Raw genomic sequence first — 22,027 nt, forward strand, 5'->3', positions numbered from 1 at the left:
TGAAAAAGACATTCGGCGGGTTCACGACCTACTACGTGTGGGAAGGCGCGCAGGTGATAGCAGAGTACAGCAACGCACCAGCAGGAACAGGGGGTTCGAGCTACTATCTTGCGGATAGGCTGTCGACCCGAATGACGACTGATACCAATGGAGCCTTCAAAGGCACGCAGGATCATCTTCCGTTCGGAGAGGAGGGTGGCACAAGTGGAACGAGTGAGAAGCATCGCTTCACAAACTATGAAAGGGACAGTGAGAGCGGCACTGACTATTCGGTTAATCGGCAATATCAGATGACAAATGGAAGATTCATGCGCCCTGATCCGCTCAACGGTTCGATTAGCAGCCCACAAAGTTTGAATCGGTACTCGTACGTGAACAATGACCCGACAAATTCAATAGACCCGGTTGGCTTAGCCGCGGAAGCGGTGTGGACGTTATACCGGGGAACATACTTAGGTGTCGGAGGGGGTGGCTTTGGCGGTGGAGCAGACTATGCATTCTGGGGAGACCGGATCGCGGACTTGCCAGGCTTCGGGACAATGTGGGGCAGCCTGAGCGAGTTTTACGAGGGACAGTGGAATGCGAGGCTACAGAACACTTATGACGCGTTAGCGGCAACCTACGCATTGAACCATGGTCATCCCGAAATAGCTGCAGCCCTAATGGCCGCCAACCCAACCCTTGTCCTGGTTAGCACTGGCGTGCTAGGGGTACAGGTAAGAAATAAAGCTTGGGACCTGACGGTTGAAGCGCTAACACCGATTGCTAAGGCGCTCGGAGGTAGAATCTGGGTGGAACCGACTACCAACATTACCTACATAATCGATGTTCATATGAGCTACACCGAGGTAATAGACAAACTGGAGTCTATCGGCTTGAGCTATTTTTGGGATCCCCTGCCGACACACAAAGGCGGAACCGATTATGCAGCAAATAAAGCACCGTGGTCCCATATTACTGTTGGATACCCCTATGGAGAAGTAACGAGATACAGTTTCAACCGGGGTGGGGTGCTTCAATATACGGAGTGGGGATTCAGGCCAGACTTGACGCCGCCGTGGATAACAGCCCACAGAGACCTCACGAATCCCCGAGACCATTGGCGCGATTACATTCCCTGGTACTTTCATCCAAAGCGATAGAGGAAACTCCGAGACTTTAGAGGATCGCAAAAAGAACAAGGAGAGTCTGTAAATGGCCTTTTTAATTCTTTCGAGGTACGCCCGGCTGAGACTGGCAGTTCCATTGTTAATGTTACTTGCTTTCCAGAGTTGCCATGTTCAACCTGAAGTTCGCGTCGAGCCCGCGAACCCGCCGACGTTTACATTCTCTCGCGGAACAGCCGTAGACGGGCTGCTCGTTTACCACCTTAAGGGCGACCAGGCGCATAAGGGTATATTCTTAGATAGGCTCTTGGCGGATAAGGAAAATACTAGTTGGATGATAGAAGGGGAACACGACAATCAAATCCCGATCACCTATGGCGTAGTCCCAATGGGAATGAAAGCGACGATACAGGCGAAACCGCTGATCGAGGGGGAATATTACATGGTTTATGTTACATCCCTGGTGGGTGCAAGGTTTGTCATCAGGGATGGTATGGCAGAGCCGGTAATTCAGCATCAGGAAAAAGGCGCCACGACAGCGCCAGGAACCGATCAAGAAATCAAACAGCGTTAGGAGGGTCAGGCTTGAGTTCGTTGACATTTGATCTGCGACGATAGACTTCCCGGCATCATGACGAAGAGAGTTGAGGTAGCGCGCGTGCGCGGGTCGGAGCCTTCGGAGATGAGATTGCTACGGAACGTGCTTAAGGTGAATGCAAGTGGATGGAATGTCAATGAACTCAAGCCTGACCCCTCCTGATGACCCCTGCAGGTCTTGGAATGACGCCGTTCGACCTCCAGCAAGCGGTTCGAGCGGTGAAGAAACGCACGGACGCTCGCAGCGTTGAGACCCACTACAAGTACGACTCGCTGAATCGGCTGACTCAGGTTTGGTACACGGGAGCAGGCGGGTCCGATGACCCGACTGTGAGCAGGCCAGCATTGCCCAGCGGGGTCGCCGCCACGGCGGATGTGGTAGTAGCCTATAACACAGCGACTTTGGGCAACGGACAAGTCAGCCGCGTTGACGATGGGGCAGGGTTTGAGACTTATCTTTACGACTCGCTCGGCAGGACGACGAGCAAGACTCGAACTATAGATACAGTGAACAGCTACCAGACTCAGTATCAATACAATCAAGCGGGTCAGATCACGTTGATGGTCTATCCTTCAGGCAAGCGGGTGAGCATGAACCACGATTCACGCGGACGTCTGAGCGGAGAAGACAAGGTAGACGCGGTAGGCAACGTACTCGCCAAGTACCTAAAGGTCGGTTGCGTACAACGCGGCAGCACAAGTGACGAGCATAGGGATCGGCGAGATCGGGGCAAGCAATGCCATCACTGAAACATATGGCTATAGCGCCAACCGTTTGCAGATGACTACTCAAAGCGCGGTGAACAGCAGCGGGACTAATTTGATGAGCCTGACCTATGGATATCAGGCAGCAGCGGGAGCATCGGGAGCGGGCACGACGGCGGGCAACAGCGGTCAACTGATGAGCATCACCGGCACGATAAACGGCGCGGGCCGCGGTGAGAGCTACACCTATGACGACTTAGGGAGGCTTGCGAGCGCGAGCGGGTTCTATGCACAACGCAACTATAGCTACGACCGCTGGGGGAATCGGACTGGCGTGAGCGGCGGCTCAACCCAGAACATCGTTCTGCAGCAGCAGCCAGGTGCACCGGCGGGTGTACCGAATAACAGAATCACCAGCGTCAATGGCGTAGGCTACGCGTACGACTCATCGGGAAATCTCAACAGTGATGGCGCGCACAGCTACAGCTACGATGCGGAAGGAAGGATCGCCGGAGTAGACGGCGGAGCGGCAAGCTACTCCTATGACGGTGCAAATCACAGAGTTAAGAAACAGCAAGGAATCACGACAACGTATTACATCTGGGAAGGCAGTCAGGTAATTGCTGAGTACGGCAACGTTGCGGCGGGTGGAGGAGGCGTGAGCTACTACTTGGCCGATAAATTATCAACGAGGATGACCACTGACAGTAACGGCGTTATGAAGGGGACGCAGGATCATCTACCGTTTGGAGAAGACTCTGGCACGTCAACAGGCCAGATAGAGAAGCACCGCTTCACAAGCTATGAAAGAGACAACGAGACGGGCATCGATTACGCGATAAACAGACAATACTCACAGAACACAGGTAGATTCAGTCGCCCGGATCCGGTCACGGGCTCGGTGAGCACTCCGCAAAGTTTGAACCGATACTCATATGTGAACAACGACCCGATAAACTCTACGGATCCGCTAGGATTAGAGTCAGTGTGGGGGCTATACAGGGGAACGTTCCTAGGTAGGGGTGGTGGGTCAGACGGAGCAGACTATGCATTCTGGGGGGAACGGATAGTGGACCTGCCAGGCTTTGGAACACAGTGGGGTAGTCTGAGCGAATTTTTCGATGGGCAATGGGATACAAGGCTGCAGAATACCTACGATGCTATAGCAGCCAACCGCGCACTACAGGAAGGGGATTGGGAAACCGTTTGGGCTCTTATGGCGTCGAATCCGTCCCTTGAACTCGTAATATTTCAACCGATTCTTCTTGCGCAAAATGGAGGGTGGGACGATACCCTGAAGAACATAAGACGCCTCAAAAATCACTTGTGGGGTGACAATATTGATTCAAAACTAACGAAAGGTTCTAATGGGGAGCTCGGGCTTGAGGTTCACGCCAGTTTTGAGCAAATCGTAAAAGTGCTCAAGCAGCATTATTACTTTGGGTTACTTGCGAATAATCCTTTTGATCATCCCGGAGGAATGGAGTTCCGTGACTATAGTTCCCCAGGTTTTCACTTCAAGCTCGCTTACCCCAAGAGAGAAGTAATAGGCTATAGTTACAAAACGGGGATACCCACTATGTTTGGAGGCAATTCACTCATGAGCTGGATTACGGACTTCCACGGGGATCGCTACAATCCAAACTATAGTGTTTATCACCTACTTCGTCACTTCGGGGATTTCCTATTCCGGTGATTCCGATAGTTGAAAGGGGAGGTCGGTGAGATGTGGAAGTCGGCGCTCTTGTTGCTAATTCTTCTGACGTTTTCGAGTTGCGAACAACGGACCACTGTGGAACTCGCGGAAGAACCCTCGCTTGTTCTCATCGTGTCGGGTAGCGGTCGCTTGACTGAACTCACGATCTATGGGCCAGAGCACGAGGAGGACGGGCACTCCCAGAACACGACGAATGCTATATGGAAGATAATTCCACAGGAAGATGACGGAGAGCGCGTGAGCAAGTTGCATGAGGTTAGATACGGTCTTGTACCGAGTGGCTACAAGCAAATGATCCCTAGCAATGGCTCGGCCCCCGTACCTTTGTTGACAGAGAAGAGGTATTCCTACCGACTTGTAACAATAAATGCACCGCATGCCAGTGGATACTTTGAGCTAAGAGACGGTAGGCCGACTAAAGTCAAGGGGCCTTGCTTCGAATTGCATGATGACAAATGGGTTCGGGTTGACTGTTCCAACTAGTTGGAACACGTGTTTTCGAACGGCGCAGTTGAGCAGCTACTTCGTTCTGACCCTGTTCCTGGGAGCATTGCTGATCCTCAGAGCTCAATCGATATACATAACGATCCTGTCAATGCAACTCTCGCGTCTGAGGGTTCGTCCAGAACAATGGTTTCGTATATGCCATTAATTCCACGAGGGGGATAGATGTAAACCAAGTCCTGGGATCGCGATCGCCATTTCCGGAACAGCAAATCGTAGCCATACCAGGCGGTGTATATCCACACGAGGTGGTAGGTGCTTTCATAGTGCGAGGAGGTAAGATTACCGACGAATTTGTTCCTTGTAAGAAGTGACCCGGGCAGATTTGTTTTTCAAGGAGAGAGAGATGCCAATGTCTTTTGAGGTTAAGCAAGTTGGTGTGATATTGCCTAGCGGAAATATCGCTGACGGAGAGTTCAAGCTATGGGAAGAAGACCCTGACGAAAAGGAGAGGGTGAAGCTTTCTCTCACATTTAGAGGGAAAGAGATTAGTGTAGTGGACGGTGACTTCTTTTCAGCAATGCGTTCAATAAGACGAGAACTCGAAAAGGAGGGCATGGTCCTCAATTGCTACGGTGGCAGCAAGAATGTGTACCCCTCACCAATGAGTCAAGACATGGGATCGGGATGGAAGGCTTACCGACTAACGATTGGCAGAGCAGCCAGGCTGGAAGACCTAGTTTCAATCTTCGAGGTCGGGCCGGATGTTGTACCCTCGTCGGTTGAAGAGCAGGAGGCATTCTTCAAGAGTTGGGCGCAGAGCCTTGGCTGACTACGCCTCGTTCTTAACCGGGGATCGCTGAAGAGCTTCGAATTCAGAGATGCGCCCTTGTCGAGTCCAGGCACTTCTGCCATGTACTGGTCAGTGCCTTTTTCGGCCACCGATGGACCGACGACGGGACCCAATCTTCAGAGCCAGTACAGCTATGATTTCAACACCGGCTTCCTCAACTCTCAGACTGACCCAAACGGGCTCATGATAAGTTACATGCCGGACGCAGCGGTGCGCGTGAAGAAGGTGACCTATCCGAAGCTCGCCAGCGATACGAATGCTAACCCAACCCTCGAGACCTTCTTCGCCAACGATCAGAATGGCCCGAGCAGTGCGGACACGCTCGTTTATCAAAGCAAGTTCACCTACTCCGATGGCGCGACCCAGAGGGTGCAAATAAGCAATCAATGGCTGGACGGAGGGGGCCGGACAATCAGAGCGGGGTCAGCAGTGGGACCGGCCATAACCAGCTTCGATGCGGTCAAGAGCATCTATGATGATCTTGGCAGAGTGAGAAAGAGCACCAATCCCTACAACACCACAAACTCGGATGGAAGCACGACGGGACTGCCCAATGCGACTGTTTATGCCTATGACAGTCTGGGTCGAGTGCTGACCGTTACGCTCCCCGACGCGAATACCGTGACTACCAGCTACAACGGCGCGCTGACAACGGTGACCGATCAGGTTGGGCGTCAGAAGCGAAGCGAAGCGGACGGACTCGGCCGGACGATCAAAGTCACCGAGATGGACAATTCCAAACAGCTCAATTGGAACACGGCCTATGGCTACGATCTGAACGACAATCTCATTTCGGTCGATCAAGGCGGACAGACGCGCGCATTCAAGTACGACCCCCTTTCGAGGATGACCTACGAGCGGACGCCCGAACAGGACGCGCCTATCGCCGTCACCGAAAACAATCTCACAACAAATTGGAGCGCCCACTACACCTACACGAGCTTCAACGCGATTGCCACGCGAGAGGATGCGCGCCGCGTCATCAGCACCTACAGCTACGACGGACTGAACAGGCTCTATCAGGTCGGCTACACACTGCCGAGCCCGAACCCCGACAACGTGCAGGCGACAGCCACGGTCAATATCACATATGGCGCTGTTGCACCGAAGAACGGACAGGTCGACGAGGTGAAGCAGAGCTTCAGTCAGAGTGATGTTCCCTGGAAGGAGAGCTATGTGTATGACGGGCTGTCGCGGCTGTCGAGTAAGACCGTCTCGTTCGATAGTCAGGCGTATTCTTACACGACCGGATACGCGTATAATCAGGCGGGGCAGTTGACACAGATGACTTATCCATCAACCAAGGTGGTGAAGTATGGGTTCGACAACCGGGGCAGATTGAATACAGTCGGCGAAGGAAGCATTGCAGACAAGTATGTCTCGAGTGTCGGCTATCAACCATCTCAGCAAGTCTCAAGCATCAGCCTTAAGAATGGGGTGACCGAAAACTACGGATACTCAGCGGACCGGCTGCAGCTCACGTCTCAGACTGCGACCAAAGGCGGGAACACGCTGATGAGCCTGACCTACAACTACGTGGCGGATAAGAGCCGCAGCGGAGGAGTGGGAAGCGGTCAGGCGAATACCGGCCAATTGATGGACATAACCAGTAGCCAGATCAACGCGCAGCAGCGAAACGAGAGCTATAACTACGACCAGGTCGCGCGCCTGACTCAGGCAAGCGGATTCTACTCCCAGCGGACCTATACATATGATCGTTGGGGCAACCGCACTGCTGTGAGCGGCGGGGCCTCGCAGAGTGTGATGTTGCAGCAACCAGGTGGAGGAGTGACGAACAATCGAATAGCGAGTGTGAACAGCGGACCGAGCTACCAGTACGATGCGGCAGGCGATGTGACCTATGACGCGGTGCACAGCTTCAGTTACGACGCTGAGAGTCGAATCGTGAAGGTGGACAGCGGAAGCACGGGGACCTATTCCTATGATTCGGCGAACCGCAGGGTGAAGAAAGTCGCCGCAGGACATACGACCCATTACGTCTGGGAAGGGAGCAAAGTAATTGCTGAGTACGGCGACGCTCCGGCTGGAGCGGGAGGCACGCGGTTCTATCATCCGGATCGACTATCTAATCGGATGATCACCGATGGCAGCGGCGTAGTCAAAGGCGCGATGGATAATCTTCCGTTTGGCGAAGATGCCGGAGTGGTTGGTGAGACTGAGAAGCATCGGTTCACAACTTATGAGCGAGACGACGAGAGCGGAACGGACTACGCGGTGAATAGGCAGTATTCGCAAAGTACCGGTAGGTTTATGCGTCCTGATGCGATTCCGGGATCAGTCGGCAATCCGCAGAGTTCCAACCGTTATGCGTATGTGCAGAATGATCCGATAAACTTCGTGGACCCGTTGGGGCTTGTCAGAGTCTGTCAACCATCATTAAAGAACCCAGGCTGTTTGGTCTGCACGGAAGACAATGGTTCTCTCACAGTAGACTGTCGCCCGCGAGATTTTCTAATCCCGATTACCCGCCCAAGACCCACCCCTCCACCAGACAGACCCGAGCGACCAGAGAAACCCGAACATCCGCAACCACCAGTTGCGTGCCCGCTCGATCCCAGGTCGTGGCGACCGCCTGCGGGTGAATACCCCTGGTCGCGCATGAATCCGCCAGAGACGCTCTCGCCGCGTGTCCCACAAGGGCCTGAGTTGCCAAAGCCCCCTGTCGGAAACCCTGTAACGGGGACACCCTCAAATCCAGGGGGGAGCCCTAGAGTTAGTCCTACCGACCCTATGATCCCGCGGGATCCTTCGATCGGATGGAAGGTGAGGTTTGCGTTAGGGCAGGCCGGAAGACTGTTTGGTGCTGTTTTCAACGCTGCCGTAAGGGGGGCGGGAGAAGGTTTTGGGGTCGTTGTGGTAAACCCATGTATAGTTGACCGAAGGTACTGCGGATGTGGAAGAGTTTCGGAGAACACCGTTTACTAACTGGGTTCCGAAGAGGTTCAATCTGACGTGGAGATAATCAATCAATGCCACAATCCACCGAGGGGCGCGCTCTGGCATCTTCGACGGAGCCTAGGATGGATCAATGCATCTGACTTGGAAGGCTTATACTGCGTTCGGCTATTGGATGCCCTGCCGGAGCCCAATGAAGAATCGGATGAGTTTTACAAGTATGCCTGGAAAGAGGGTCATCATATCTATGGAATCTATTCTCCAGAGAATAGGAATACCGTATCGTGCATCACGCTTAATCTCGGCGACATCTACCGTCTAGTGCCTTTTATTTACTGGTGGACGACCGTACCTACGCTCTTGATCGCACACTCTTTGGCGCATGAGGTGGCCCATCATCTAGTCGCTACGAGGGGCTACGTTTTCAAGAATGGAGAAAACCTTGAGCACAGAGAGTACGAAGAAGTAGCTGCTAATCGCTATGCCTTCTACGTCGTGAAGAAGATGGAAGAACGATGGTACTACAGGCTAGCGCGATGGATGATTAAGGATTTAGCCGACCACCACCACGTCTTGGCGCTGCTCGACTGGAGGGAAAAAAAATACGAGAAGTCCGCTGAGCACTGGTACAGGGCGTGGTGTCTCAACCCGGAACTCGACGAAGCAGCGTACTGGTATCTCCGCGCGAGAAAGATGTGCTCCGGTGCGGAGGAACAACAAACTGAATAACCTCACACGCTCCGTACCCACTTCCTTCCCGCTGCGCTCTTCCCCGTGATCAAGCCACAGAGGAGTGCACAACTATCAACATGACGCGGAGAACAGAATCGCCAAGGTGGACGCGGGTACGGGGAACGAAGCGAGCTACTTCTACGATGCAAACAACTGGAGCGTCAATCAAGGTGGGCAGACCCGAAGCTTTGCCTATGACTCGCTCGGCAGGATGACGAGTCAAACGACGCCCGAAGGCGGCGCGGTCAGCTCCACCTACAAGGATTGTGGGTCAGTACACTAGAAAATTCGTGTGCGAGTGACGTGATTCATTTCGGTCGGTTCTGTAAGGAGTAAGAGGATGAATTCCTTTCCCGCCAAGGTCAGTATCATCCACCGGAGATGGTTTTTAGCGGGCACAGCTCTCATCATTTTGATGGCAGGGGCGTGTCAGTCTAGAGTCCAAAGTGGTCCAAGCATCAAATCCGGAGGCCTCGGACTCAGTAGAACGGAATGGGAGCGGTTGCACGGACATACTACAAATCAGGATTCAGGATACAGCTACTACAAAGACGAGCCCGGCCAGTTCATAATAAATTTCATGGGTCGCGGCGCTGCGTACATAAAAAGAAGCTATGATGATCCTGCGGGCGTCACTCTCGAAGAGGCGCGTAAAGAATCTCAGAAGCTCATACCACAGGACTCCAGGTTGATTCGAACCTATAACGCAAGCGCGGGGCCCGTGGATCTCTATTTCAGCGATGCCCTCAAACCGATCTTTCCTACAGACGACTACTGGATACATGGAGAGCCAGGTAATTTCATCGTTTTGTATTTTTCCGATCATGGCATTATCGACTCGTTTGTAATTGGCCTAGGTAACAACCCGTAGCCCTCTGTGCCAATGATAGTGAGACACGAACCGCTCTTTAGTTTAGTGTATGGGGGCGGAGAAAGAACGTCTCTTGTCAAAACCAAGTTTCCACCAGATCGGTGCGTCGGCTTCGACCAACATTAAGCCCATTGCTCCGACGCTCCGTTCGGTTAGACAACTCCTCTCAACACAGGCCGTGGGGTTACCGCGCGGGTCAAACACTTCTTTCCGGTCTTAGTGGGCGCGCACGACAAAAGCCGCATCTTCGGCGACCCTCCCGCGGTCGGAGTTCTCTCACTTCCGCTCCTCGATTTTATTTTCGCGGCCTGAATATTATTAGCATTAGTGTGCTCGCTTTTTCCGTCCTCCATCAGTGAGGGAGATTCACAACCCATGTTGAGATGACCCCCTCGGTTCCAGCCCGGACATCTAATCGCATCAACGACGGCAAGGCCATTGCATGGCATTGGCATCGCTGCGCCGCTTGATGCGAGAAGCAAAACCAATCCTCGGAGGGCACAATGTCAACACCCAGGATTCGACTAACAATGGTGCAGCGGGCCTTGGTTCAGGCTCAGTCGCCGGCTTTCACCGTCACTGAGTTGCTAGACCTGTACCTGGCCACACCAGGCAAACAGCGAGAAGAACAGTTTGTCAGCACCGCCCGCGCGGCAGAAATCGCCGGCTTATCGCAGCGCACAATTCAGGTTTGGATCGACAGCGGCGCCCTGCCCGCCATCCGAATCGGCAAGAACTATCGAGTCAGGCGCGTTTCTCTGCACCAGTACTTGCAAGAACCAAACACATGAGAGAATACGAGCCCTTTGATTCGGCGATGAGGTATTAAACGCGGAAGACAACGAAGTACACAGGCGCTACCCACGCATCTACGCGAACGAACGCGAATGCTCTTCGCGCCAGTCGCATAGACACGCAGATAGCGCCCGCCGAAGTTGGCCGGTGCGCACGAACTCGCACTACGCGTCGTACATCGCGGCGATCAGACAGCCGCGAGCGGTGGCGGTAAGCGGGTCCTCGGCCATTCGTATCTCGGATATCTCGAGCGGGAATCCGTCGCGCTCAATCGCCTGCCGGAACTTGTCGAGGAATCCCTTGGGCCTGGCAGTGCCGCCGCTCAGCACGATCGGCATCGGCTTGTCGATCCTCGGCAGGTTCTTTTGTTCGGCAAGCGCGCTGCGGAGCGTCTCGACCAGCGACAGGATCACGTCGTCGTAGTAAATATGGAGCGCGCTCTCGTATTTGTTCTGCGGCGCGCGTGACAGGTCGAGGCTCTCTTCCTTGATGAGCCGGATCCTGGTCGGCAACTCTCCGGTCACGGCTCCTACGTTGCGGTCGATGTAGTCGCCTGCCTTGTTCATGCCGAAGGTCATCACAGGAATCGACATGAACGCTAGCGCGACGTTGCACATTCCGCCGCCGCAGCTTACGCCGATGCCGCTGAAGTTTTCTTTTTCCAGCTCTGCGAATACAACGGCGAGCCCTTCGTTGATGCCCTTCGCGTCGTATCCCATCGAGTTGAGCAGGTCGCGCAGCATCGCCTCGTGGTAGACAACATTGGGCGAGCCCTCGTTGCGCAGCGCGCCGGGCACGCTGAATCGCATCGTCTCGTTGTTCTTGGTCTTGCGCACCAGTTGCTGGATGATCGCCTGCATCACCGACATCGAGTATTCTTCGGCCGGGTTGAGCGTGCCGCCATTCATCGGCCGGCGCACTTCGGTGTTGAAGACGTTCGCAAAGCGCGCCGCCTCATTGCCGTAGACTTGCAGCGTCGATCCACCGTTCAACTGATAGCTCACCTTGTTCTGCTTCAAAATGTTCTCGGTGAACTTCGAGTAAGGAACAGCGATGAACGCGTTCAGCTCGGCCTTGGCTTTGACACGGTCAGCGGTGCCGCTGGCCAACACCAGCCGGCTCGTCCCAACGTCCAGACCCAGGGCCGCGCCCTCGGCTGCAGTCGTATGGCTATCATTGGTTTCCCTTTCTTGCTTCTTATCCATGTTGCCTCCAAAGTTATTCTTGTTGATGAGCTTGAGGGGCTCGGTGTTAAGGCTAGCAACAGCCCTGCGTGTTGCTTTCAATCTGACGGCCTGGCCTGCGGGTATCGGCATCGGGGAGCCACCAGCAACGGCAGGCAGGAATCCACGCCGTTTCGGTGTTAACTTCAAACGGCCCAGACCGCGTATGTGAATGACGCTGGTGTCGGCAAGCTCACGCTTGAGCAGCCCGAGCGCCGCTTCTACGCCCCGCGCCGCTTGTCGCCGCGTCAATCCGCTTCGCTTCGCCGCTTCTTCTATTAGGTCGGTCTTGTTCATATCCGATCCGTGATGCGTGATGCGTGATGCGTGATTCGTGATGCGTGATGCGTGATTCGTGATTCGATCACTCATAGACTCGTTCCGGTCACGCATCACGCTTCACGCATCACGCTTCACTGCTTACTCCTTCTCCAGCGCGCGTTGCTTCGAATACACCCGCCCGAAAACTTTCGCGAGCGAGCGCCGCTCTCCTTCAACGGTGGAGCCGCTCCTTTCGGCGGCATCGCGCAGCGCGGTTTCGGCCCTTTCCAACCCAGGCCATTTGCCGCCCGCCGCCGCGACGTAAGCCTGGTCGTAGCCGAATCCAAGCCGCGAAATGGCTGTCAACTCCGTCTCGTACTTGTTGCTCAGGCCGAGTGCCTCAAACGGGAACTCCGACACCCAGTCGGTGTGATATCCCATCAGGCGGTTTGACGGATTTACGCTCACCAATCCGTGGGTCACACAGTTGGCGTCCTCGATTCCGTACTTGGAACGCAGCACTGCCGTAAGCACTCGCGCGGCATAGATCTGTGCTTCGTTGATCCCATCGGCCCCCATCGCCGCTCCGCGCCCTTCGAAACAGATGCCAACGAAGCTCGCGCTCAGGTTTACATAAACGCCGCGACCGTCGCTCCACAACGAATTGCCGGCATGACTAGCCGCAAACTCGTCGCGCACGATTCTGTAAGTCCGGCCGAACCTGTCGATCACGTAGTTGTACAGGCGGTGTTCGTGTGCGTATTCAAGCAGCGCGCGTGACTGATTCTTCAGCGACGAGTTGTAACGATCGGCGAATGGCAGCAGGTCGCTTTCGGACACGTGATAAACAATTCCAACAGGAAGCGAAAGTATCTCGCCTTGCCCCGAACCGTCCGTTAACGCCCCAAGGTCAAATCGATAGAAGCTGCGCTTCATGCCTATTATCTCGAACTCGGTCAGCACTCGCGCGCCGTTGCTGTAGAACTCGTAGCCGTCGCCTTGTTCGGCGAGCCAGACCTTATCGAGCGTCAGCCCCGCTCCGGAAGCAATCGCGGCAACCGCCTCGCCTCCGTTCGACCCGGCAACCGCAGGTTGGTTGTTCGCGGAGATATCCTTCGCCTCGGTCGAAACCGACAGGCTGCTCACGATCCTGGACACGGCATAAACCAGGCTCACCCCGGCGAAAAGCACGAGACCGGCGCACAAGGCGTAAAGCGCATATCGAATGCGATACAGCAGCGACGCCAACCTTATCCCCAGCGGCGCCGGTTGATCGAGCGGTAGCACTTTTGATAGCTCCAAGATAATCATTGCGCGATCCGGAAGCGATCCTACGAGCGGTAACTTCTCCCACGGGCTGCGTGGCCGATCGACCTTCAGCGCGCTGTTGAGAAACTTCAGCCGCAGAACCGGCGACTCGAGGTATCTCGAGTAACGATCGATGAGTCTTGCGTATCTGAGATTCTGCGGATGAAAGTCCTGCATCGCTCTAGAATCCTCAGACTGCTTCATCAGGGCTGTTCGTACTGACACGCTATTAGTTGTAGTGACATCCCGGCGGCTTTGGCCCGCAGTTGCGCTTCAGCAGCAAATCTCTGCGCTTCGTCGGCGGCGTTGAATCGGCCTATGCGAACTCGGAACCATCTGCCACGCCGCGCCAGGTCTGTACCGACTACGTAAGACGGCACGCCGGCGTGTCTCAACTTCTCTGCGAATTCCTCTGCCGCCGCTTGAGTTGGAAATGCCGCAGCTTGCAGTGAGAATCTGCCCTGGGAGTTTCCGTTATCGCCTGAACCCGCCTGCTCAGCAGCAGCCGTTTGAGCGGGCTTCAAGTCCGCGCTTGCGGGTGCGTCCGAAGAAGACAATGACGCCCCAGGCTGAGCGACTGATTCCTCGGAGTTTGCGGCGGAAGGCTGAGGTTCGGCGGCGGCCGGCTCGCCTGTCAGCACAGCAGAGTCAACCGGCGCGGCTGTGCGTTGCTCTGCAGAAGATGTCGGACGCATAAGAAAATAGAATCCGGCCGCGAAAGCCAATACCATCAGCACCGCGAGCGAAGCTCTCAACTTTCTGAATGATGTTCGATGGCCCGGCCTCATCAGCACTGGCCATTCGTTGTGAGAGTAATCCCACGCAGGAAGCGGATTCTCCCAGGGATCGACAGAAGTCTCCTCGCTCGTGTGCGGCTCATTGCTTTGATCATCAAAGAGACTCACTTGTGCGGCAGGTGAACTCGCCGCGTGTTCGACGAAAGTGCGAGGTTCGTCGTGAGGTAGCGAGTCGTCCACACGGGTGTACTCGGCGTCCGCGGGCTTAGCCTCAAAGCCGCCAATCGATGCCGCGGTTCGAGGCTCGAGCGATCCGTTTTCAGGCAAATCAGGTAAGTCCGCTGTTAGCGTGCGCGTGCCGTCATCAACATCCTCGTTTTCGCGGGAGTCCGGCTCCGGATTCGACTCATCGTACAGCTCGAAGGTGCCGGCGGATTCAGCTTCCTGATCAAACGACTCGACGACGCCTAAGCGGTCCTCGACGAATACCGACGAGTCAATCTGCGGGCAATCCAGCGCAGACGCGCCCTGCTGAACCAGGGCGCTTGCTCCGTTGTTCTGAACGGGCCTCCCTTGAGGTGCAATCCGCGAGTGCGTTCCGGAAAAAGCTGTTTGAACGATGGTCTGGCACTGGTCACACAGCCTCGTGTCAGGCGCGAGCCCGACTGGGCCGGCCGACAGAGGTCGCTTACACAACGGACAGGATGGGTGTGCCATTTCGAACTGCATACGGAACTTCAGGTTTCAAGTTTGAGAACTGGACTTTCCGGCTTCGGACCCTTTGGGGGCGGTGGGATCAGCGATAAAGCCGGGTGTTGGGGGCGTTTCAATCGTGGGGCAGAAGCTCGAAGCGAGCCGATTATTGCATACGCCCCATGCCTTTACAAGAGTTTATTTTTGGGGGCGAACAGTGACTCGATTGGGGAGTGAATCCTCCCCGGCCGTGAATCGGAACTCATGAAACACGAGACGCGGTTTTCAAGGTAGCGATGAATGCCTCGATCTCCTCGCGGTCCTCTTCGTCCAGGCTCAAGAATTCGACCCCGAGCCCGGTTCCTTTTCTGACATAGGCCACTCGCGACACTGCTATGACTCTATGCTTGTTGCCGGGCAGTTCGAAGCGGACGACCATTCGCGTACCCGCGCGAATGGGCTCTTCGGTGCTTATGAACAAACCGCCAGTGCTGATGTTCGCCATGTGTTTTCTGATGCGAGACGGACCGCTGCTGCTGTTTGTGAGTTCAAATTCAACCTGGGTTGTTATGGGGGCACGCTCGAAACGCCGTCGTTCCAGTTGAGCAGAACTTCTCATATCACTCCTTGAGCGCTTGTGTCTGATGGGGGTGAGGAACACCGCGCCTGGCTTAAGATCAAACGTCCGTGGAGGCTTGTTGCTAGCCGGCTTTCGCGGGCTGCAACGCAGCGGGCCCTTCGGGGTGCTCCTAACCTTTACACAGCTTGAGTCTGCTTGACAAGGCCCAGCTAACTAGCGGCCGGCGTGCCGCGGCGAATTTATTCTAGCTTTGATTGCCTCCGCGAAGTCTAAGATGTTGAAGGATGAGTGCATTGACTGAGGTGGGGCCCTGTGTGAGAATACCGCTGCAAGCGCAGCAATGACGCCCTCCTGATTGGAAGCCTGTTAACAAATACCGCCCTCAAGGCGGAGCGCGACTATGAGCAATAGACGCATTGGGAACTATCAGATCACCGACTACGTCGGCAGCGGCGGGTTCGGATCGGTGTTTAAGGCAGAAGACGTCAACACACCCGGCCGCGTGGTCGCTATCAAAGAGCTCCACAAGAAACACACGCGCAATCAAGTAATCAAGCAGCGCTTCTTTCAGGAAGCCGTCGCAATGGCCCGGCTTGACCATCCGAATCTGCCGCGTCTGTACACCTTCGGCGAAGACAACGGTTCTTACTATCTGGTCATGGAGTTCATCTCGGGCAAGCTGCTCAGCGACGAGCTGCACGAAGACGGCCCGATGCGTCCTGACAGGGCGGTCGACGTACTTACTCAGGTGCTTGACGCTGTGAGCTACGCGCACCGCAATGGGATAATTCATCGCGACCTTAAGCCAGACAACATCATTCTGGTTGGGCTTGTTGGGCTTGTTGGTAACGGCGGCGCGCTCAGGATAAAGGTGCTCGACTTCGGAATCGCGCGCATGGTCGGAGGGGAGAGCTTGACGCTTGCGGGCGAGGGCTTTGGCACGCCGACTTACATGGCGCCCGAACGTATGAGCGGAGCCGCCGGCGACGACCCGCGAATGGACCTCTACGCGGCGGGAATAATCCTGTTCGAGATGCTGAGCGGCAAACCGCCCTTCGAATCGAAGGCCAGCGATCCTGCTGCGTATTGGCTCGAGATGCGTAAGCTTCATCAAAGCGAGCCGCTGCCGGCTCTTGCGCCGCTCGGCGTTTCGAACGAGCTTGAACGCGTGGCGCTGCGCGCAACCGCAAAGCGCCTGGAAGATCGTTACCAGTCCGCAGACGAGATGCTTGAAGACCTCAGGAGCCTCAGCGTTGCCCGCACGGACGTTCAGCCCGCGGTTCCAAGCAGCTCACGGCTTCTCTTGAGCACTGCGCCCGCTGCTGCCGAGGTTTACGTCGACGACGTATTGCGCGGTACGTCGGAGGGGACAAGAGGAAAAATACTGGTCGATGGATTGACCGCGGGCTTGCATACCGTCCGCGTTTTGAAGGAAGGCTACAACGAGTACAAGATCAACGTCGCGCTCGACGAAGGACGCCAAACCGACCTGCAGGTTGCCCTTTCGGCTCGCGCAACCGTAGAGATGCCGCGAGGCGAGAGCACCGCCGCCGGGGGGTTCGGAACCTTGAAGCTCCAGGGCGCGGATGATGTCAAGACAGCCCTGCTTGTAGTCGAGAGCCTCCCAGCGGGCAGCGCCCTATTCATAGGGTCCGAGCAGGTCGCACACGCCGGCGAAGATGGCCGGGCCACTTTGAGGCTCAGCCCGGGCTCGCACGAGATTCGAGCGGCAACGCCTTCGGGCGCGACGGCAACGCGCGTCGTTTCGGTTACGGCTGACGATACCGGCGCGATGAAGACGATGACCCTGCCGCTCACCCAAGCGACGGTGTCGGGCATTGCCACCAGTCGTCCTGGTCAGTCTCGACGGGGAAAACAAATAGCAGCCGCCGCGGTAGTGATTCTGTTACTGGCGCTGGGCGCTGCAGCTTACTTGGTGCTGCGAGGCCCTGATCATCGCGTTCAAGTTGAATCGGTCTCCGTTGCGCCGGCAGGCGTACCAGAGCCGCCGGCTCAGGAGCCGGCTAAGGTTGCGCAGTCCAGCGCTCAAACCGGCGACCAGCAACCAAACGAGGACAAAAAGAGAGCCGCCGAAGAGCGTCGCAAGGCAGAGCAGGATGCCGCGGCTATTGAGGCTCAGAAGAAGGCTAACGAGGCGAAGGCCCAGGACAAGGCTGAGAAGAAAGACGCATCCGCACAACAACCGGCCGCGGCTGTTCCAGCTCCGCAGCCCACCGTTCCAGCTAAGCCGCCTGCCTCCGCGGTTCCCGACCCGGAACCGCCCTCACCCAGTTCCGGGCGCGACGGGTGTGTGTTAGTCACCGTCACGGATGCCGACGGCCAGCCGGTGCCCGGCGTGCGCGTGGGCTTGGTCGATTCCGACGGTCCGTTGAGTCCGCTCGGCGGTCGCACCGGTGAAAAAGGCCGATGGCAGAGTTGTGGTCTGACGCCCGGTCACAGAATCCGCGTCGCAGTGTTAGGGCCTCGCGGCGGAATGCTGGGCACGCAGACGGCCGTAGTCACTGCGGGACGAAACTTCATCGGCATTCGCCTTGATAGGAAGATGGACGAAGCACCCCAATTCCCTCCCAGGAGACAGCGCCCGTTTCGGAGACCCTAAGACTATTTTCGTTCCCCACTCGTCTACTCTCGGCGTTGCATGCGGAATGGCCCGTTTACCATCTAAAAAGTCCTAGTACGCCTTAGCCGATTCTGCTAAGCTGTGATTTTGTGTGCCAAGCGCGATTCGCGTCAATGGCGTATTCATTCTGAAAGGAGCAATAGTCATGGCTAAAAGAGGTTCAGCACGCGCGGTCCGCCTGAACTGCCCGAAGTGTTCCAGCACGTTCACCGTGGTCGCTTTTCTCTCTCAGGGAATCGAGGCGAACGAATACTGGAAGGCTAGAGCTGAAGAGCACGATTGCGCGGCTCACGAGAAGTTGCTTTCATCCGCGCGTTCCGGAGATGCCAGCAAGAATCCGCTTAAGGCTTCGAAGGCTGCCGCCCGAGGCAAGTTGTAATAGTCCGATCTTTGCAGGGCCGGCCGACTGCGCGCCGGCCCTCTCGCTCTTATCGCTCAACGTCGCTCAATCCACAACAAGACAAAAGTACCGCTATTCGGCGGCTTGCACCCTGCCCTTGAGCCGAACGAGAGGCGTGATCTCGATTGGGGCCGGCCGCGTGGCGAAGAATATGGGATCGTCGCTGTAGCCGCGCGAGGCTGCTTCAGCGCCGTCCGTGTGCCGGCCCGCGTGATACGAGCTTCGCACCAGCGGTCCAGCCTCGACATAACGAAATCCCATCGAGAGCGCTTCCGCCTTCAGGTATGCGAACTCATCGGGTGAGTAGTACTTCTCGATGGGTATGTGCCTGGGTGTTGGAGCGAGGTACTGGCCAACAGTCAAGATATCGCAGCCAGTTTCGGCAATATGGCGAAACGTCTCCAGCAACTCGCCGATGGTCTCGCCTAACCCCGCCATCAACCCGGACTTCGTCAGCAGCGGATGCTCGCTCTTCCGCGCCTGAGCTCTTCTCAACAGCTCGAGCGATTGCTCGTACTTCGCATCCGGACGAACGTGCTTGTATAGACGCGCTACGGTCTCGGTGTTGTGATTGAGCACGTCGGGCCGAGCCTCAAGCACGATGTTCAACGCTTCATGGTTGCCGCAGAAATCCGGGATCAGGACCTCAACCCGAGTCGCGGGATTGAAACGCCGAATCCAGCTAATCGTCCGCGCGAAATGAAGCGCGCCGCCGTCGGGCAATTCGTCTCGATTGACGCTGGTGACTACGGCGTGTTTCACGCCGAGTCTGCGGACCGCTTCTCCGACGTGACGCGGTTCGTCCGGGTCGAGCGCGGCCGGCTTTCCTTTGCCCACCGCACAGAACCCGCAATGCCGAGTGCAAATATCGCCGAGTATCATGAAGGTCGCGGTGCCTTCGCTCCAGCACTCGAAGATGTTTGGGCAGCGAGCTTCCTGACAAACGGTGTGCAGGCTCAAATCCTTGACCATATCATTCACGCGATCGAAGCTTTCATTCGCGCGAATCCTTACCTTGAGCCATTCCGGCCGTGGTCCAGTGAGTTTCGGTTTAGCCATAGCGCCTATCCTTGATGAGTCAGATTAATGATGACCAATCGCGTGGCTTCTCACAAGTGCCTGACTCGCGACCCTCACAACGTGGGATCAATTGCGGCCCGGCGGTTTTGCTTTAAGGACAACGCGCCAAACGGCAATCGCAGACGACTGCAAATTCACAACCTGTTAACGCGGTCTTAACAAGCTCGAAACTTCGCCGCGATACTATGCGGTGCTCAAGGGCAATTCCAATAGAGAGTTCGTAGTCCCGCCTTCAAGCGGAAGTTTGTATGACAGACTCTCGGGCAATGCGGTGATAAACTTCCGCCTGAAGGCGGCACTACCAAACATTCTTCACAGGAGTTCATGATGAAATCTGATCGACAGCATTGCAGGCTCTACATACTACTCCTTCTGGCGACATTGTTCTCGCTGAGTCCCTCAGCTCATGCGCAGACTGTTACCGGCGATCAGCGGCCGAAAGGCACGAGCGAGCAGAAGGAAAAAACGCAAGCCGTCTTGCCAGAGGTCGCCAAAACTAAAGACGACGTCGAACAACTAAAATCAAAGCTCGATCAGCTCGTGCTGCTGGTTGAACGTCAACTGCGAACGATAGCCGAGATGGAAAAGCGGCTCAATAGTGTAGAGGGCAAGCCTGCCTCGGCAACTCTGAGTCCCGCGTCGCTGAAGTTGGGTGAGACCGCGGCCGCAACCCTGCCAACCGGTACGAGAACAACCAACACTGATTCGTCAACCCCATCCGCGGCGCCTGCGCAGGGCCAGGCATCACCCATCGAAGCGCGCATCCAAAAAGTCGAGGAACAAGTTCTGAAGCTTGGGCCGATTCGGTTAAGCGGCGATTTCCGGCTACGCTATGACGCGATTCTGCGAAAGGCAACCGAGTCTCCCGACCCGCCGCTTGCGCATATCCAAAACTCTCGAATGCGCTACCGGCTGCGTTTGAATATGGACGCGGATATCACTCCGGCTCTCAGTTTTCACGGACAGCTCTCGACCGGTCCTATCAACAATGCGCTCACCCTGGATCAGGATTTCACGTCAACCGTCGCGCGTCACCCGTTCTTCATCAATGAAGCGTGGATCGACTATCACCCGAACAAGAGCGTCCAGCTTCAAGCCGGCCGCGTCCAGGAAGTCTTCGCCGACAACTCGCGCTTCCTGTTTGATGACGACGTTCGCTTCAACGGATTCAACGAGAAGTTCACGTTCGGAAAAGGGAACACAAGCATTGAGCTGCGAGCCGGTCAGTACTGGTTCTCGAACCCGAACGTTGCGGTCATCACAGCGGGTAGTCCGCTCGCGATCGCAGGCGCCGAGGTGGGGACGATCGGCCGCTCAGCTAATCTGTTTCACCAGGGCTTGTTGTGGAACCAGAAACTCAATGAGCGCTGGAGCCAGCAGCTCGGAGCAGACGTCCAGGTCTTTCGCGAACCAAACCAGATTCAGCTTGCATCAACCGCATCGGGCCTTGTCTTTATCGTCCAGCCCGGGCTCGGACTGGTGCTGTCCGGCCCGATGACCGGCGCGGGGAACGCGACCACCACGTCAGGCGGCGCCATCTATACTGCCGAAGATTTTCATGTTGCGAGGCTCACCTACCGCCTTAATCATTCCGGGTTCCATCTTGGCGAACACGCCTATCCGATTACCTTCAATGTTCAGGGCTCGCGCAACTTCGGGACTGATGCCAACGAGCGCGACGCGATGCTGGCTTCGATTCAAATTGGCAAGCCCACAAAGCGCGGCGATATGTCATTCCTGTATGCGTTGTCGATCAAAGGAGCGAACTCGCTCATCTCGCAGTTAACGGACGATGATCTCGGAACCAGCACGGGGGTGAATCTGCGCACGCACTACTTCCGGTGGGAGCTTGGACTGGCGAAGAAGGTGACGTTGCAGAGTCTGGTGTTTGTGCAAAGGGAGCTTCGCGACAGCGGACAGTTCCCGAGCTTCTTCGTCCCGCTCGGAGCGTTCACGCCGCGGCAGTATCGGTTTCAGGAACAGCTCGCGTTTTCGTTTTGACGCGCTACTGTGGTGTGTACCAGAGAACTAGTGAAGCGGTTCTAAGAGTAGGTTTCGTGATGGATGCGGGACCTTCCAATGAAATTGCCATCTACCAATCTAGAAGCTGGAGTCGTGTATGTGAATATCAAGATCGCCTACTACAACGTCGTGTAGAACTCCACGCGCGCTGGTCAACAAGTAATACAAGGCCCTTGGGTGCTCTATTGCCAAGCGAAGGACGGTATATAGGCCGCCAGCGACTATGATCTTCGATAAGATTTTCATACTAGGTCCGCCGTTCGAATCTCACGAAATTCTTTGACGCTACGACGAAGAATGCTCCCACATTAATATCATATCTTCCCGGCCGGTTCGAGGCGCAATC

18 protein-coding genes are annotated in these 22,027 nt (G+C 55.9%); 13 read left to right on the top strand and 5 right to left on the bottom strand.

What is annotated here, in order from left to right; translation table 11 throughout:
• The 10 genes from AABO57_22535 to AABO57_22580 form a co-directional block, all read left to right on the top strand.
• On the top strand, positions 1 to 1,142 hold a 1,142-nt coding region (locus tag AABO57_22535; protein ID MEK6288504.1), incomplete at its 5' end, for an RHS repeat-associated core domain-containing protein.
• Positions 1,143 to 1,194: 52 nt separating this feature from the next.
• Complete coding sequence (locus AABO57_22540) at positions 1,195 to 1,680, top strand: hypothetical protein (GenBank protein ID MEK6288505.1); 486 nt, start codon at positions 1,195 to 1,197, stop codon at positions 1,678 to 1,680.
• A gap of 206 nt (positions 1,681 to 1,886) precedes the next feature.
• Positions 1,887 to 2,453, top strand: a complete 567-nt coding sequence (locus AABO57_22545; GenBank protein MEK6288506.1) for a hypothetical protein — start codon at positions 1,887 to 1,889, stop codon at positions 2,451 to 2,453.
• Positions 2,454 to 2,526: 73 nt separating this feature from the next.
• On the top strand, positions 2,527 to 4,104 hold the full coding sequence (locus tag AABO57_22550; GenBank protein ID MEK6288507.1) for an RHS repeat-associated core domain-containing protein: 1,578 nt from the start codon (positions 2,527 to 2,529) through the stop codon (positions 4,102 to 4,104).
• 877 nt (positions 4,105 to 4,981) lie between these two features.
• Complete coding sequence (locus AABO57_22555; protein ID MEK6288508.1) at positions 4,982 to 5,401, top strand: hypothetical protein; 420 nt, start codon at positions 4,982 to 4,984, stop codon at positions 5,399 to 5,401.
• 81 nt (positions 5,402 to 5,482) lie between these two features.
• On the top strand, positions 5,483 to 8,368 hold the full coding sequence (locus AABO57_22560) for an RHS repeat-associated core domain-containing protein (GenBank protein ID MEK6288509.1): 2,886 nt from the start codon (positions 5,483 to 5,485) through the stop codon (positions 8,366 to 8,368).
• A gap of 27 nt (positions 8,369 to 8,395) precedes the next feature.
• Positions 8,396 to 9,067 carry a hypothetical protein gene (locus tag AABO57_22565; GenBank protein MEK6288510.1) on the top strand — a complete coding sequence of 224 codons (672 nt, stop codon included), beginning with the start codon at positions 8,396 to 8,398 and terminating at the stop codon, positions 9,065 to 9,067.
• Positions 9,068 to 9,131: 64 nt separating this feature from the next.
• The gene (locus tag AABO57_22570) at positions 9,132 to 9,353 is read left to right on the top strand and encodes an RHS repeat domain-containing protein (protein ID MEK6288511.1); all 222 of its coding nucleotides are present in this window, start codon (positions 9,132 to 9,134) and stop codon (positions 9,351 to 9,353) included.
• A gap of 57 nt (positions 9,354 to 9,410) precedes the next feature.
• On the top strand, positions 9,411 to 9,941 hold the full coding sequence (locus AABO57_22575; protein MEK6288512.1) for a hypothetical protein: 531 nt from the start codon (positions 9,411 to 9,413) through the stop codon (positions 9,939 to 9,941).
• A gap of 503 nt (positions 9,942 to 10,444) precedes the next feature.
• Entirely contained in the window at positions 10,445 to 10,732 is a 288-nt protein-coding gene (locus tag AABO57_22580) for a helix-turn-helix domain-containing protein (protein MEK6288513.1), read from the top strand.
• Between the two features lie 168 nt (positions 10,733 to 10,900).
• Here the strand turns inward: AABO57_22580 and AABO57_22585 are convergent, their stop codons facing one another.
• The 4 genes from AABO57_22585 to AABO57_22600 all read right to left on the bottom strand — a co-directional run bounded on the left by AABO57_22585 (position 10,901) and on the right by AABO57_22600 (position 15,577).
• On the bottom strand, positions 10,901 to 12,331 hold the full coding sequence (locus AABO57_22585) for an HU family DNA-binding protein (GenBank protein MEK6288514.1): 1,431 nt from the start codon (positions 12,329 to 12,331) through the stop codon (positions 10,901 to 10,903).
• 48 nt (positions 12,332 to 12,379) lie between these two features.
• Positions 12,380 to 13,732 carry a peptidoglycan recognition family protein gene (locus tag AABO57_22590; protein ID MEK6288515.1) on the bottom strand — a complete coding sequence of 451 codons (1,353 nt, stop codon included), beginning with the start codon at positions 13,730 to 13,732 and terminating at the stop codon, positions 12,380 to 12,382.
• Positions 13,732 to 14,994 carry an SPOR domain-containing protein gene (locus tag AABO57_22595; protein ID MEK6288516.1) on the bottom strand — a complete coding sequence of 421 codons (1,263 nt, stop codon included), beginning with the start codon at positions 14,992 to 14,994 and terminating at the stop codon, positions 13,732 to 13,734. Before AABO57_22595 ends, AABO57_22590 begins: the two co-directional genes overlap by 1 nt.
• 226 nt (positions 14,995 to 15,220) lie before the next feature.
• Positions 15,221 to 15,577 (bottom strand): PilZ domain-containing protein, encoded by a 357-nt coding sequence (locus AABO57_22600; GenBank protein MEK6288517.1) that lies wholly within the window; start codon positions 15,575 to 15,577, stop codon positions 15,221 to 15,223.
• A 361-nt stretch (positions 15,578 to 15,938) separates the two neighbouring features.
• On the opposite strand from AABO57_22600, the gene AABO57_22605 reads away from it, so the two are divergent.
• Positions 15,939 to 18,158: a protein kinase gene (locus tag AABO57_22605; protein MEK6288518.1), complete on the top strand. Its 2,220-nt coding sequence runs from the start codon at positions 15,939 to 15,941 to the stop codon at positions 18,156 to 18,158.
• A gap of 166 nt (positions 18,159 to 18,324) precedes the next feature.
• Positions 18,325 to 18,558, top strand: coding sequence for a hypothetical protein (locus tag AABO57_22610; GenBank protein MEK6288519.1), 234 nt, complete (start codon positions 18,325 to 18,327; stop codon positions 18,556 to 18,558).
• Between the two features lie 93 nt (positions 18,559 to 18,651).
• On the opposite strand, the gene lipA is transcribed toward AABO57_22610, so the two are convergent.
• Positions 18,652 to 19,638: a lipoyl synthase gene (lipA, locus tag AABO57_22615; GenBank protein ID MEK6288520.1), complete on the bottom strand. Its 987-nt coding sequence runs from the start codon at positions 19,636 to 19,638 to the stop codon at positions 18,652 to 18,654.
• A gap of 348 nt (positions 19,639 to 19,986) precedes the next feature.
• Between lipA and AABO57_22620 the strand changes: the two genes are divergently transcribed.
• Positions 19,987 to 21,660, top strand: coding sequence for a putative porin (locus AABO57_22620; protein MEK6288521.1), 1,674 nt, complete (start codon positions 19,987 to 19,989; stop codon positions 21,658 to 21,660).
• Positions 21,661 to 22,027: the final 367 nt, after the last annotated feature.

The organism is Acidobacteriota bacterium (assembly GCA_038040445.1).
Classification (GTDB): Bacteria; Acidobacteriota; Blastocatellia; order UBA7656; family UBA7656; genus Onstottus_A; species Onstottus_A frigus.